Origin of the sequence: Shewanella sp. T24-MNA-CIBAN-0130 (assembly GCF_040310185.1) — a bacterium.
Classification (GTDB): Bacteria; Pseudomonadota; Gammaproteobacteria; order Enterobacterales; family Shewanellaceae; genus Shewanella; species Shewanella psychromarinicola.
Window position 1 is genome coordinate 14054 of sequence record NZ_JBEOPP010000032.1, and the last position, 13682, is coordinate 27735.

Sequence of the window (13682 nt, forward strand, 5' to 3'; positions counted from 1 at the left end):
CCCGTAAATTGTTATATCCACCGGAACTAAGAGGCAGTAATATTGGTCTAATAACAAAGTTCTCCCAAGAAGGAACAACCATGCAATCATCACGTCTCACCCATATCACTTTAGTCGCAATGTTAATAAGCAGTACAGCAATAAGTTTTAACGCTGCCGCCCTTCCCCAAGCGCCAATGGAAGATGTGTTGTCTTTAAAAGGGGCCTGCCAGCAAATTGCACTTGAAGATCAACTCCCAGAAAACGAAGTCGCGACATTTTTGCTTGATTGCGTGAATGACCAATTAACTGAAATGGGCTACGAACGCGTTGCTAGTCTAGATTAATAGTATCAACTAACCCGATAAAAAAACGCCGTTAAGGCGTTTTTTTAGTTGCGCTAATCGATCTTAAAACCCTTGGCACAATATCCCTATCGATGCACCTATGCCTACAAACCAAGTCAACGAGCGTAATGTACCGAAGTTCAATAAATACAGAACATGGTAAACCAACCGCGCCACCACATGCACAATCGCTAAAAGCGCGACCAAATCGGTAACATTATTGGTGACTAACGCAGTTAATACTGCAATACCAAAAATGATCAGCGATTCAAATGCATTTTGATGCCCCGCTAATGCTCTAGCACCGAAACCGGTTAATTGAGCTTGCTGCTCCCGCGGATGGTTATTGTCATATCGGCCCAATTTAGTCATTGCCATTGCTAACGGTACTTTTGCGGCATAAGGCAATAAAACGGCTATTAATAAACAAATAAGTATCGTCTGCATATAATCTGTCCTTAGTTATCAATTTTTTATTATGTGTTTGCTATGTGTTTTTTAACTCCGATTGAACCCGCTCCTGTTGGCTGTCGACATTGTATTGATCACAATGTGGGCAATACAGCGTGATCAATACAATGTGATCACATTCGCCGCTCAACACCGCATCAATAATAAGCCAAGTCATATCATGCTTAAGCATTTATTGAGCAAATAGTATCCAGTAAATCGTAAACTTTCTTTCTCTTTACAAATCAATCACAAGTTAACACATCTACAACATTTCAGTCACTAGTCTACACTTTACGTTGAAAGATTTTTGATCGCACCACGGTCAATACTAATAACGCCTAACGAGAATGATGGGGGTCATCCACGATAGTATCCATCAACCTTGTCATGGGTAAACATGAATAGCAGTAAATATAATAACCACCAATGCAAGGAACACATCATGAATATTAAAGCACAAAGCAGCTTAACTGGCGCAGCATTAGCACTCGCAATGGCAAGCTTGTCAGGTCAGGCTATGGCTGCTGAAACAAGCTCTGCACCTATGGCTGCGGGTCAAACCGATTTAGTCCATTGTTACGGCGTTAACGCCTGCAAAGGCCATAACGATTGTAAAACCGCAGACAATGCCTGTAACGGTAAAGCAAGCTGTAAAGGTAGCGGGTTTGTTGGTATGCCATCAAAAGCCTGCGCTGATGTTGGCGGCACTCAAAAAGATGACTGGGTTGGCAAAGTGACCAAAGCAGATTTAGTCCATTGCTATGGCGTTAACGTATGTAAAGGTCATAACGACTGTAAAGGCGCAGATAACGCTTGTGGTGGAATGGCAAGCTGTAAAGGCTCTGGTTTTGTTAACACCACAGCAAAATCATGTGCTGACATTGGTGGCAAAACCAGCTAATTCAGCTTAAATTTAATGACTCTGTCTCTAATCTCTATTCAGAGTCATCAAATTATTTATATTACCGCGTCATAAACTTATTTATACCTTAGTGCCATTAACGTATTTTGATCTTAGCGCGAGCACATCTTTGCAGCGCGAATGCCAGTAACTAAGCAAATAACTAAGCAAATAACTAAGCAAATAACTAAGCAAATAATTAAGCAAATAATTAAGCAAATAATTAAGCAAATAATTAAGCAAGTAACTAGGTCCGTTACTAGGTCCGCAGAAATAGGATACCCCATGCCAGATACGCGTATTACAGAAGACTTTCTTGGATTTGGCTTAGGTTTGCGTACTGACCACTTCGAATATATTTTACAACACCAACCAGACATTGACTGGTTTGAAGTCCTGTCTGAAAACTACTTAGTGGCCGGTGGTAAACCCCGTTATTATCTTGAAGCGATTGCCGAACAGTATCCGGTGGTGATGCATGGCGTATCGATGTCGATAGGCAGTACCGATCCTTTAGATATGGATTATCTTAAAGCACTAAAAAAGCTCAGTAACGACATTCAGCCTAAATGGATATCCGATCACATTTGCTGGACATCACTCCACGGTGTCAACAGTCACGATTTACTGCCCTTACCTTATACCGAAGAAACCGTTAACCATGTGGCACAGCGAGTTAGGCAAGTACAAGATGTTCTAGGTCGTCGTATTTTACTGGAAAACGTGTCGAGTTATTTGTCTTACCAAGACTCGACCATGGATGAATGGGACTTTTTAAGCCAAGTGGCTGAAGCGGCAGATTGCCTGATTTTACTCGACATCAATAATATTTATGTCAGCGCCCGCAATCATCATTTTAATCCGCTCGATTATCTTAACAAAATCGACCCACGTCGAGTACAGCAATTCCATTTAGCGGGTCACAGTGATTATGGTGATTACGTCATTGATACTCATGACCACGATATTACGCCGTCAGTGTGGACCCTATACCAAGCCGCACTTGAACGCTTTGGTGCCGTCAGCACCATGATTGAGCGCGATGCTAATATTCCACAATTTCCCGCGTTATATAATGAATTACTTGAAGCTAAGAATATTGCTCAGTTAACCTTACCGGACCACCCAGCATTAGCCCGCTCACACTTTGGTACTCGCACACTTAGCGAGACGAGCAAGCTCGCCTCAGCAAGCCCCCATCATGATTCACCGCAAAAAATCAGGGGATAGACATGAGCCGTTTAGCTGAAATACAACAGCAATTTATGCAATTTTTACTTTCTGATAAAGCAAATGATAACCATGGCCAAATTCAGTCGGTGATGCAAAAAAATGTGTCTGATCAAGCCGGGATCAGTGCCGAGATCCGTCTAGCCATTTATGCCAACGCTTATCGCATCCGTTTAAAAGAAACCATCGAAACCGATCATCAGATCCTCGGGCTGTATTTAGGCGATGATTTGTTCGACAAAATGGCCGCAGATTATACCCGCGCTTATCCTTCGAGTAATAAGTCATTGCGCCAATTTTGCGATGCACTGCCCGATTTTTTACAACAAGATGATTTTTTTAAACAGCACCCAATCATTGCTGATTTAGCCCGATTTGAACGCCGGTTGCTTAATGCGTTTGACGCAGCCGATAGCCCACGCGCTAGCTTTAATGACTTACAAGCATTACCGCCACAACAATGGCCTAATTGCTGTTTACGTTTTCATCCCAGCGTGCAAGTGTTTACTTGTCATAGTAATGCCGTTGAAGCTTGGCAAGCCTTAAAAATAGACACCCCGCCACCTGCGCCAGACTATTTGTCACCTCGCGCGTGGTTACTATGGCGCGGTGGATCTCGCTTAACCGAGTTTGTGTCATTGTCTGCTGAACAACATGGATTATTGCTCGGTTTTATTCAGGGAAACAACTTTGCCAACCAGTGTGAACACATGCTTGAATGGCATGACGAGCAGTCAGCGCCACTGATGGTATTACAAACCTTACAAGCTTGGTTTCAACAAGGGTTAATTCGAGCGGTAGTGAGTCGCTAATAGTGAATTGTTAAAGTTGATTCGTTAGAAGTGATGGGCTAATAGTGAACCAATAGTGATGAGCTAACAGTGAACCAATAGTGATGAGCTAACAGTGAACCAATAGTGATGAGCTAACAGTGAACCAATAGTGAGTGAACCAATAGTGAGTGAACCAATAGTGAGTCGCTAATGACGTGTCAGCTTTGTTGAGCAGGTAACCAGACTTTGACGCTTAAGCCGCCTTGTGGGCGGTTTTGCATGCTAATCCGTCCGCCGTGGGCCTCAATAATTTCGCGGCATAATGGCAAGCCAATGCCAGTGCCAGACTGTTTGGTCGAATAAAAAGGCAATAACGCCTGCGATAATACTTCGCTCGACATCCCGCTGCCTTGATCATCCACTTTTATCAATAAACCCGCAAGCGGATGAATCGTTTCGTCAAAGCTCAGCGCCACATTATCGGCACTAGAGCCGGACTCATGGGCATTTTTAAGTAAATTAATCAGTACTTGTTCTAATTGCACTGCATCGAGCTTAATCGCGGTTTGCGGTAAGGCTGATAACAGACGAAACGGATATTGCTGCGCCAGCTGCTGGGTCATCTTAGTCCAATCAATCAGCTCTTTTTGTGGCAGTGGCAGTTTGGAAAACTGGGCATAATGGGAAATAAATTGACTTAAATGAGTGGTGCGATTTTCAATAGTATCAAAAATTAATTGCAGCTTATCATTATCTAAATGTTGGGTTAAAAACTTACCCGAATTGACCATGGAGGCAATGGGCGCGACCGAATTATTGAGCTCATGGCTGATAATTCGAATGACCTTTTTCCACACAGCCACTTCTTGACGATTAAGCTCTTTAGTCAGCTGTTTAAGTAGAATTAAATGGTGCTGCTGATTGTTTTGGGTAAAACGCCCACGAGAAATATGCCAGGTTTCAACATCGCTACTATCAGCGTTATTATCAGCGTTACTACCAGCGTTACTACCAGCGTTATTATCAACATCATCCGAAGTGCTATCGCTGCTGCCCATCGAAAACAAGCCTTCTTGTTCACTGTTTAACGCCGTTTTAAGCGCATCGGGTAACGTAACGACAAGTTCTGGTAACAACATGCCTTCTACTTTGACACCCTGATTAAACAAATGCCTCGCGGCGCCATTCGCATAAATAACCCGTTGATTATCATCAATTAACAGCATGACATTAGGCGAGTTTTGAATCACCTTATCGAGCATTAACTCACGCTGATAAATAAACTGTCGCTCGCTGCGCAATTTTGCCGACGCTTGGTTATATAAGCTCACTAACGCATCTAACTGTGGCTCGCCGTAAGGATGCAGCGACACACTAAAGTCATTATCTTTAAAGTTAAGTAGACCGATTTCTAATGCTCGTAGACTGTCACTCAATCTGCGGGTAAGCCACATGCTGCAAAAATAACACACGGCCAGCATCACAATAATAGCCAGCCATAAGGTGTCGTCACCCAATGTAAGCCACACTAAAGCCCCTGACACTGAACCCAAAAGGCAGCTCAACATGTTACTGAGCAGCAATTTAGTGCGTAACGATAACATCATTATTTAGTCACCCTAAGGCCGTATTTCTCCATCCGGCGATACAAGGCTTGCCTACTTAAGCCAAAGGATTTTGCCACTCTGGCGATAACGCCATTATATTGCACTAAGGCATCTTCTATCTGTTGCTTATCTGGTTCGCAAATCGACTGAGTATCATCCATACCCTGCTCTCGTTGGCCAAAATGATGTTCAACGACAAGCGCATGCTGGGTAGCCGCGCCGCCATTAGCTATCGCCATCAAGCCAAAGTCATCAATCGTTAATTGTGGTGACTTGGCTAATAGCGCCGCCCTTTTGCAGGCATTTTCTAATTCGCGCACATTACCCGACCAACTATGATTAATTAACGCCTGCTGGGTCGACTTATCAAGGCTAAAATTAGCACCAATAAAGTGTTTCACTAGCGGTAAAATATCATCTTGGCGTTGATGCAATGGCGGCACACTCAGTTCAATCACATTTAAGCGGTAAAATAAATCTTCACGAAAGCGGCCATGGGCAATGTCATCGGCCAAATCGGCATTGGTAGCACTAATCACCCGCACATTCACTTTGCGGGTTTGGTGACTGCCTAAACGTTCAAACTCACCGGTTTGCAGCACCCGCAATAACTTAACTTGACCAGACAAAGGCAAGTTGCCAATTTCATCTAAAAATAACGTACCGCCGTCAGCGGCTTCAAAACGCCCCATGCGGGTTTTATTAGCGCCCGTAAACGCACCGGCTTCTGCGCCAAACAGTTCGGCCTCTAATAAATCCATTGGTAATGCGCCAATGTTAACCTTAATAAACGGCTGGTCTTTTAATGGCGAGTTGGCCTGTAAAATATCGGCTATTTTGTCTTTTCCGGCACCATTAGGGCCGGTGATCATCACGGATACATCGGAGCGGGCAACTTGCAACGCCAAGTCAACACAACGCTGCATTGCACCACTACCAAAAATCAAGCCACATAAGTCGGCACCATTAATGGCCGACATCCGATCGCTGTGAATTCGACTTAGTTGGCTATTTTGCTGTGACAATCGATAAATAGATAATAAGTTACTAATGCTATTTAAAAGCTTAGCGTCATCCCACGGTTTACCCATGTAATCGGCCGCACCCGCTTTGACTAACTCGACAGCGGTTTCTAATTGAGTCCAGGCGGTCATTAAAATAATCGGTAAATTAGGCTGCAACTGACGCAAAGCATAAAACAGCTGTTTGCCCTCTTCACCCGAGGTGGTGTCGCGGCTAAAATTCATGTCTTGAATAGCCAAGCTGATCTCTTGCTTGGTGACAATTTCAATGGCCGCTTCTGGTGTGTGACAAAAAACAGCTTGGTAGCCATGCAGCTCAATCATTAGCGCAAGTGCTTGGCAAATTGGGTGATTGTCATCAACAATTAAAATAGTGTCCATTGCAGTATGCTTGCGTCCAATTAGGTTATCTCTAAACAACAGTATGTTTAAACGGCAGTATGTTTAAACAACATTAGCATGACGTAATAACAAATCGTCACGCTATCGTAAATAATTTAAATGAAAAATATCGCCATGTTAATCTCTTTACACACTGCGGGTCGCCATAGCCGGTGAAATATTGGCGGCTTTGGTGGCGGGCACGATGACCGCCAGCGTGGTAACCATTAACAAACCCATGACCGATACGATAGGATACATTATCGGCACCATAGGTAAGCTGTACAGCTTCATCAATTGCTGACCCAGCACGAGCGACAACAGGCCGCCTATCACCCCGCCAACAATACAAATTAAATAGTTTTCGATCATAAAGTATTCAATGATGTCACGCTTATTAGCGCCTAGTGCACGACGAGTACCGATTTGTTTAGTGCGACGTTGAATATTAAACATCACCATGCCCGTTAATCCTAGCGCAGTAATAAGTAGCAGTAACACCACCATAATACTCAGTACCGTCGCCATTAGTCGGTGATTACCGTAGGTAATGGATCTTATCTCTGACAGCGTTTGAAAGTTATCAAACACGCGATTGGGGTTTTCAGCATGCAATGCTTTGCGGATCGCTTCTTCTAACGCGGGAATATGCTCAGGTAACGCTCGCACCATGTAAGACTTGTTGCTACCATTGCCACCAAAGTCGATATTTTGGATCACGCTATATTCAAAGTTTTCATGGTCAACCCAAGCACCTTGCAACTTATCCACCACGCCAATAATCGTCACAGCTTGCTCACCTTGATATAGGGTTTTACCCAGCGGTGACTCATCGCCCCAAAAGGCTTTGGCTAAGGGCTGTGACACTAACGCCAGCATGCCACTGTCATCTAAGTTGCTATTGATTTCGTCGGCAGTAAAATTACGCCCGGCAATTAACTTAGCCCCCATCACATCCAATAAATGTTCATTGCCCAAGTAAAAAGCAAATCCAGGGGTACTTTTAGCCGTATCTGGATTAGGGCCATCAACATAACGGTCCATCCAGCCACTGTCGCTTAAAGGCAACATATTGCTGGAACTGGCATCGATGACGTTCGGTAATGAACGCAAAATGAGTTGATCAACCTGATTTTGCTTCGCATTATCGATGGCGGGGTCAAAGTTATACACACTAAATGTGAGTATTTGATCTTCAGCATAACCAGACTCACGCTGCATTAACGACAAACGCTCGTTAATTATAAAGCTGGCATTGGCCACAATCGCAACAGAGAGAATAATCTGTAATAACAATAAAATAGGTGCACTTTTACTGCGCATTAAACTGGATAAAATCGGTTTAATATATAACATGATGATGTCCTTATTGGGCTTTTAAATACACACTGGGTTTAGTGCGGCACACCACCCACGCAGGGTAAATACCAGCCAAAACCGCGGTAGAAATCGCTATTAACGGGGTGATAAACCACATACTGACATCAAGTCCTGTCACACTTTGGTCCATGTCAAAATAGCTGTGCAACGCCGTCAACGAGCCCCACGCCCACAACAACCCGACCACGCCACCGATAAAGCCAATCATGCCCACTTCGACCATGTACTGACTAAAAATCTGTCCACGACTGGCGCCAATGGCACGGCGAACGCCAACTTCTGGCGCACGCTTTAAAAATTTGGTCAGTAATAACCCGAGGATATTCACCAAGCACACACTTAAAAACAGTAAGCTTAATCCGACTAATATTTTGTTATCTTTAGGTACCACATTATTGTCTTCAAGCCATTTGTCGATATCACTGATTTGCACAGATTCTGCGGGGGTTTTAGCGGTGTCAGTAAAGCGGCCAATGGCTCGTTGCTGCTCGACATAACGCGTTAACCAGCCGAGATAGCTTTGCTTTTTCTCGTCGGTGGCCAGCTCGGTCCAAAATTGAATCCACACTTTTTCAGACACTAATCGATCCTTGTAAGTCAGCATAGGTTCAAATTTCCAACCCATGGTATTGCCCCACACATCAAATTCTTCTTGGCCAGTTAACGAGAAAGGAATAAATATTTCTTCCGCGTCATTAAATGCGCCATTGAGAGGATCGTAGTATTTGGGCTGTGGATTCCAGTCATCAATCACCCCGACGATTTGGTAAGGTTTACGGTTTAAAAATACCGTTTTACCCACACTGTTTTTACCTTCAAAAAAGCGTAAGTTTAATTTTTGACTAATCACCACTTGATAAGCGGGGCGTAAATCGACGCTAGCATCCCAGTAACTACCATATAAAAATGGCACCGAAAAAATTCGGAAAAAGTCCCTATCGGTCACTCGAACACCGTTCAACACTGGCTCAATTTTTGGGTTGTCAGACTGCAGGGCTAAGCCAGTACGGTAAGTCGCTGCCTTAAGGCTTAATTCATTGTTATTACGTAAATTAATCGCATCGGTATAAGTGATATTTGCCATTAACTCATCCCACGTATCCAACCCTTGGCTCCATAACTGCACCGAGTTAATCACCTCACTGCGATCGCCCGCCGGATTATAAGACATGGTTTTGTAGACATTGAGCGTGGTGATGGTAATGCCGATACCAATCGAAATCGCTAACACCATTAACATTGATAACATGGGCGTTTGTCTAATGCTTCGCCACGCTAAATCGCAATAATAAAAAAACATCAGTATTCCCCTTAGCGGTTACGAGTGCCGGTGGCAGCGTGTTGATACATCGAAAAATCACATACTTGACCATCAACAATCTGAATATTGCGCTGAGCGCGGCGGGCCAATTCTGGGTCATGGGTCACCATGATAATGGTGGTACCGTTTTGATTGATATTTTCCAGTAATTCCATCACTTGGCGTGCCATTAAGCTGTCTAGGTTCCCTGTGGGTTCGTCGGCGAGTAAAAACCGTGGCTCCCCCGCTAATGCACGCGCTATCGCGACGCGCTGTTGTTGCCCGCCAGACAATTGGGTCGGCAAATGCTTCATCCGCGCACCTAAGCCCACTTGTTCAAGAGCCGATTCAACTCGGCGCTTACGCTCGCTGGCATTCATACCGCGATAACGTAATGGTACTTCGACGTTTTCGGCTAAATTAAGATCGGTGATTAAATTAAAACCTTGAAAAATAAAGCCGATTTTTTCATTGCGCACTTTGGCACTTTTGTTATCGCTTAAATTAGACACATTAACGCCATCAAGACGATACTCGCCAGCAGTAAACCCTTCTAGCAGACCAGCAATATTCAAAAAGGTGGTTTTACCCGAACCAGACGGACCGGTAACCGCGACAAACTCGCCTTCGTTAACTTCAAGATTAAAATCGCGCAGGGCATGGGTTTCAACTAAATCAGTTTTGAACACTTTGCTGATGTTTTTCATGGATAACATAGTGACTTTCCTTGGTGAATTTGGGGTAACATCCCAGCGGCTATGGCTGCTAATGCAAGTGCTGCTAAACCAAATGCTGTTATGTTAATAAAAGGGCTAAAACTGTAGCTTAATGTGTGCAATTGAGCTGATATCAATATGTAAACTGACTATAGGGTTGTTATCCCACAGACGAGTCGATACCTGGCTGCTCATATCAATTAACTGCAAACTGACAGATAACCAGTCAGTATGATTATCAATACGATAAATAACGGCTATGGCCAAAAGAACCAGCGCGGCTAACGCAATAAATTGTCTACGTTGAGTGAATGTCATGGGATATCCTTACTCGATTAGTATTTGTAGTTATCGACTTACGCTGTCAGCTTAAGTTCTCGACCTGTTTATCAAATTAGTTATCGGATCTGAATCTTGGGTTCATGTTTAAAGGTTTCGGTGCCCGATATCACCCACACCTCACCTTCTTCACCCCCTTCAAGCACTTCAACTTGGCTCATACTGCGTGCGCCAAGCTTGACCGTTTTATGGCGGGCAACAGACTCACTCACTTGGTAGGCCATTTCACCGCCAAGATTGAGAAAATCACCGCGCTTTACCATCAACACATTGGGGCGATTTTCCAGTAATACTCGGGCAGATAAACGTTGGTTTTGGCGCAAAGATAAGGTGTTACTGTCGGCAAAACGCACTCTGGCAGTCACTTCACGGTTGCGTACTTCAGGTGATATTGACGACAATTGCCCTACCACATTGACGTTGCCAAAGCTCAGCTCAACATCCATACCCAGTCCCAACTCATCAGCATAAGACTCTGGCACAGCCAGTTCTGCTTCAAAGGCCGTTAAATCGACTACGGTTAACATCGGCTGGCTCGCGCCAATACGGGCCTTTTGCTCCACCAGCCAATTACCAATAATGCCGCTAACAGGCGCAATAATATTGAGGGCATTGGCTTGGCGGGTTAACTCACTCACTACCAGTGCTTGGCGTTGTACTTCAAGGGTACGGTTTTTAATTTCAAAACTGAGGGTGTCGCGCATCAACTCGACTTCTTGCTGGGCGTGCTTATGCAGTAATTTTGCTTTGTGTAAGTCATCTTTGCTTTTTTCAAAATCGATTTTGCTGATCAAACTCGACTCTATCAATTGATCGCCACGACGGCTTTCGCGATCAGCGGCTTCTAAATCCACTTTCGCCATGTCTAATATCTGGCTCACCCTAAGCTGCTCACGGCGAGCATCCAACTTAGACCGCTCTAAATTACCTTGCATACCTTCAAGTAATGACTGCTGCTGTTGCAGCTCACTTTGCAAACGCGGGCTTTCAATCTTGGCCACCACTTGTCCCTGCTCAACTTCATCGCCGGGCAGACTGAGTAACGTCACCACACCTTCTTCAGTGCTGTATAAAATCGGCGCGTTAGCCGCCACAATTTTACCTGTGGTGGCGATATCACGAACCAAGGTGCCACGGGTTAGCGTTGCTAAGCGTAAGTCAGCACCATCAACTGAACGCACTGAGCTGTCATGGCCTAAACTTGCCCACACCAATGCACTCATCAAAATAGCACCGCAGCCTATTATCAAGGGTAAGCGCAACTTATTGCCTAACTTCGGCGCGATAACGGTATCTTGGCTACTTGTGTCTTTAATCATCTCAGTTCCCCAGTCGGTGCTGACAACACACACCACTTCACGTATATACCAAGGTAAAGCACAAGCCATGCCAATAGTTATTTATTGTTATTTTTCATAATGATAAGAATTAAAAAAGATAGCCGAACAGCATAAAAGTGTCCGCGGACAGCTTTAAAACTGTCCGTTCAATAGAAAAGTGTCCGAGCGGACACTTTTTGTTTTATGGATATAGGGGGCTATCTACTTCGCGAACAGAAACGATTGATGCCTGTAGGTAATATATTTAATAGTGATTAAATCATTTTTGGTCAAAAGTGTGTTTAAGATATGGCCTGCGGCCACTAACGCTTAAGATCGCAAGGTTCCACCCTGCACGGGCCAAAAGGGGATCAACAGCAATCCCCTCTTGGATCACCCCTGCCGTTCCGGCAACATTTTCGCTGTTTAACCAAACAACAGCAGCGAAAAAATTGCGACGGAAATTGATCCAGCTTTAAACCGTATTTGTAGCCGTCTTCGGCCTTATTCGAAAATGCTAACGCTTCCGATGGGGCGTCCCTTCCCCTCGAAAGCTAGCTGGCCGTCCATGGCCAGCTCACGTCATTTTCTTCAACGGCCTCAAGTCCAGAGTTGAATTTAGGCATTTTCAATCAAGACTTCTAAGTAAATTATGGACAAAAGTGGGTTTAAGATATGGCCTACGGCCACTAACGTCGTGGCGCTTCACCCACACCAGACCAAGAGGAAACCAACGGCCGTTCCCTCTTGGAACTCCCAGCCGCCCCGCGACATTTTCAAACAGCGAAAAGGTCGCCACGGGGATTTATCCAGCTTTTAACTTCATCTGTAACCGTCTTCGGCCTTATTCGAAAATGCTATCGCTTCCGATGGTACATCCTGTACCGCGAAAGCTAAGCTCACATCCATGTGAGCTTCACGCTATTTTCTTCAACGGCCTCAAGTTCAGAGTTGAATTTAGACTTTTGCAAGCGTTACTAACTCGTTTATGGACATTAATCAGTTAGATCTTAAGCCCAAAAATATACGTTTCGCATTATCATTAGTAATGACTATCTTAAGAAAGCGGGTTTATGTTCACTGAGAGATGGATCGCAGTTCATTACCTAACCATAAAGTTTAGGTTAGGCGTTCTAAATGAACCGCCCGGTGCGGAGCAGCATGTAGGGTGGTGCGAGGCTGGAGGTTAGATACCTCCGGTTACCCGATTATATTTTTATTACCACTGAACCAAGCAAAAATAATGGTAAGCATTTTCACCTGAAACGTCATCAGTAATTTCTTCAAACTTATCTGACAACAACTTGTTCGCTAGTTTTTGTGATGCTAGATTATCAATACCAACAACGGCTTCAACGTAGAAGCTACTTATACCTTTCCGCTGAAATTCGGCCTTAACCTCATCAATACTTTTTTGAACTATTTCAGTTGCTAAGTTCTGCCTCCTATATTCAGGGGGGTACAGCATATCCAATGTTTAAACGCGGAACTCCCTTTGTAGGATCCTCAAATACGAACGTTGTAAAAGCTTTAATGATATTTGATTCAACTTTCACGAACGTCAAACGATAACATCCGTTTGGCTGGTCAACAAACATCTGTAGTTCTTTGTGTACCTTACATACCCGTAATGGAATCCCGTTAAAAATCTCAGCTTGTAAACTAGTTAACGCATCCATAGGATTTGTCATTGAACCCATCTGGTATCTCCATGCTCAAGAAATATAACGCCAACCTAAACCGCAGCTTGCTGGTGCAGGTTTTGCGCCTTTTGCTTATTGCAAAAAATGCGACAGTAAGCAACAATGCAAGCAACAATGCCACCCATTTTTCTAGCTAATTAACTTAACCTCTTTCAACCTAGATGACGATAGCCTTCTATGACTAGCCAAATGGGAAGACAATAGATTTCATCAAAAAAATACGCTCGCAATG

General features: G+C 44.0%; 14 protein-coding genes. 5 read left to right on the forward strand and 9 right to left on the reverse strand.

Annotated elements, in window-relative coordinates; all coding sequences use genetic code 11:
* Positions 1–80 precede the first annotated feature (80 nt).
* A complete protein-coding gene (locus AAEZ02_RS13440) occupies positions 81–326 on the forward strand; it encodes a hypothetical protein (protein WP_124014025.1) in 246 nt (81 codons plus the stop codon).
* 63 nt (positions 327–389) lie between these two features.
* Here the strand turns inward: AAEZ02_RS13440 and AAEZ02_RS13445 are convergent, their stop codons facing one another.
* Positions 390–773, reverse strand: a complete 384-nt coding sequence (locus tag AAEZ02_RS13445) for an MAPEG family protein (RefSeq protein WP_351123577.1) — start codon at positions 771–773, stop codon at positions 390–392.
* A gap of 448 nt (positions 774–1221) precedes the next feature.
* On the opposite strand from AAEZ02_RS13445, the gene bufA2 reads away from it, so the two are divergent.
* The 3 genes from bufA2 (at position 1222) to AAEZ02_RS13460 (ending at position 3722) form a co-directional block, all read left to right on the forward strand.
* Positions 1222–1680 carry a BufA2 family periplasmic bufferin-type metallophore gene (bufA2, locus tag AAEZ02_RS13450; protein WP_124014024.1) on the forward strand — a complete coding sequence of 153 codons (459 nt, stop codon included), beginning with the start codon at positions 1222–1224 and terminating at the stop codon, positions 1678–1680.
* Between the two features lie 285 nt (positions 1681–1965).
* Positions 1966–2910 carry an MNIO family bufferin maturase gene (gene bufB / locus AAEZ02_RS13455; RefSeq protein ID WP_124014023.1) on the forward strand — a complete coding sequence of 315 codons (945 nt, stop codon included), beginning with the start codon at positions 1966–1968 and terminating at the stop codon, positions 2908–2910.
* A gap of 2 nt (positions 2911–2912) precedes the next feature.
* Positions 2913–3722, forward strand: coding sequence for an HvfC/BufC N-terminal domain-containing protein (locus AAEZ02_RS13460; RefSeq protein WP_124014022.1), 810 nt, complete (start codon positions 2913–2915; stop codon positions 3720–3722).
* Positions 3723–3901: 179 nt separating this feature from the next.
* Here AAEZ02_RS13460 and AAEZ02_RS13465 read toward each other — a convergent pair whose 3' ends face one another.
* The 8 genes from AAEZ02_RS13465 to AAEZ02_RS13500 form a co-directional block, all read right to left on the reverse strand.
* Positions 3902–5287: a sensor histidine kinase gene (locus tag AAEZ02_RS13465; protein WP_351123625.1), complete on the reverse strand. Its 1386-nt coding sequence runs from the start codon at positions 5285–5287 to the stop codon at positions 3902–3904.
* 2 nt (positions 5288–5289) lie between these two features.
* Positions 5290–6693, reverse strand: coding sequence for a sigma-54-dependent transcriptional regulator (locus AAEZ02_RS13470; protein ID WP_351088838.1), 1404 nt, complete (start codon positions 6691–6693; stop codon positions 5290–5292).
* A 147-nt stretch (positions 6694–6840) separates the two neighbouring features.
* Positions 6841–8049: an FtsX-like permease family protein gene (locus tag AAEZ02_RS13475; RefSeq protein WP_351123581.1), complete on the reverse strand. Its 1209-nt coding sequence runs from the start codon at positions 8047–8049 to the stop codon at positions 6841–6843.
* 10 nt (positions 8050–8059) lie between these two features.
* Positions 8060–9373, reverse strand: a complete 1314-nt coding sequence (locus AAEZ02_RS13480) for an ABC transporter permease (protein WP_351123584.1) — start codon at positions 9371–9373, stop codon at positions 8060–8062.
* Positions 9374–9384: 11 nt separating this feature from the next.
* Entirely contained in the window at positions 9385–10089 is a 705-nt protein-coding gene (locus tag AAEZ02_RS13485) for an ABC transporter ATP-binding protein (RefSeq protein ID WP_124014018.1), read from the reverse strand.
* Positions 10090–10185: 96 nt separating this feature from the next.
* On the reverse strand, positions 10186–10407 hold the full coding sequence (locus AAEZ02_RS13490) for a hypothetical protein (protein ID WP_101032596.1): 222 nt from the start codon (positions 10405–10407) through the stop codon (positions 10186–10188).
* 80 nt (positions 10408–10487) lie between these two features.
* Positions 10488–11747 (reverse strand): efflux RND transporter periplasmic adaptor subunit, encoded by a 1260-nt coding sequence (locus tag AAEZ02_RS13495; RefSeq protein WP_351088876.1) that lies wholly within the window; start codon positions 11745–11747, stop codon positions 10488–10490.
* Between the two features lie 1219 nt (positions 11748–12966).
* Positions 12967–13221, reverse strand: a complete 255-nt coding sequence (locus AAEZ02_RS13500) for a GNAT family protein (protein ID WP_351123587.1) — start codon at positions 13219–13221, stop codon at positions 12967–12969.
* Between the two features lie 216 nt (positions 13222–13437).
* On the opposite strand from AAEZ02_RS13500, the gene AAEZ02_RS13505 reads away from it, so the two are divergent.
* Positions 13438–13587 (forward strand): hypothetical protein, encoded by a 150-nt coding sequence (locus AAEZ02_RS13505; RefSeq protein WP_351123590.1) that lies wholly within the window; start codon positions 13438–13440, stop codon positions 13585–13587.
* Positions 13588–13682: the final 95 nt, after the last annotated feature.

What these genes read in the sequence shown, in the direction of transcription:
- AAEZ02_RS13470 (WP_351088838.1), bottom strand. Translation starts at nt 6,693, where the DNA reads ATGGACACTATTTTAATTGTTGATGACAATCACCCAATTTGCCAAGCA.
- AAEZ02_RS13480 (WP_351123584.1), bottom strand. Translation starts at nt 9,373, where the DNA reads ATGTTTTTTTATTATTGCGATTTAGCGTGGCGAAGCATTAGACAAACG.
- AAEZ02_RS13445 (WP_351123577.1), bottom strand. Translation starts at nt 773, where the DNA reads ATGCAGACGATACTTATTTGTTTATTAATAGCCGTTTTATTGCCTTAT.
- AAEZ02_RS13490 (WP_101032596.1), bottom strand. Translation starts at nt 10,407, where the DNA reads ATGACATTCACTCAACGTAGACAATTTATTGCGTTAGCCGCGCTGGTT.
- bufB (WP_124014023.1), top strand. Translation starts at nt 1,966, where the DNA reads ATGCCAGATACGCGTATTACAGAAGACTTTCTTGGATTTGGCTTAGGT.
- AAEZ02_RS13475 (WP_351123581.1), bottom strand. Translation starts at nt 8,049, where the DNA reads ATGTTATATATTAAACCGATTTTATCCAGTTTAATGCGCAGTAAAAGT.
- AAEZ02_RS13495 (WP_351088876.1), bottom strand. Translation starts at nt 11,747, where the DNA reads ATGATTAAAGACACAAGTAGCCAAGATACCGTTATCGCGCCGAAGTTA.
- AAEZ02_RS13440 (WP_124014025.1), top strand. Translation starts at nt 81, where the DNA reads ATGCAATCATCACGTCTCACCCATATCACTTTAGTCGCAATGTTAATA.
- AAEZ02_RS13485 (WP_124014018.1), bottom strand. Translation starts at nt 10,089, where the DNA reads ATGTTATCCATGAAAAACATCAGCAAAGTGTTCAAAACTGATTTAGTT.
- AAEZ02_RS13465 (WP_351123625.1), bottom strand. Translation starts at nt 5,287, where the DNA reads ATGTTATCGTTACGCACTAAATTGCTGCTCAGTAACATGTTGAGCTGC.
- bufA2 (WP_124014024.1), top strand. Translation starts at nt 1,222, where the DNA reads ATGAATATTAAAGCACAAAGCAGCTTAACTGGCGCAGCATTAGCACTC.
- AAEZ02_RS13460 (WP_124014022.1), top strand. Translation starts at nt 2,913, where the DNA reads ATGAGCCGTTTAGCTGAAATACAACAGCAATTTATGCAATTTTTACTT.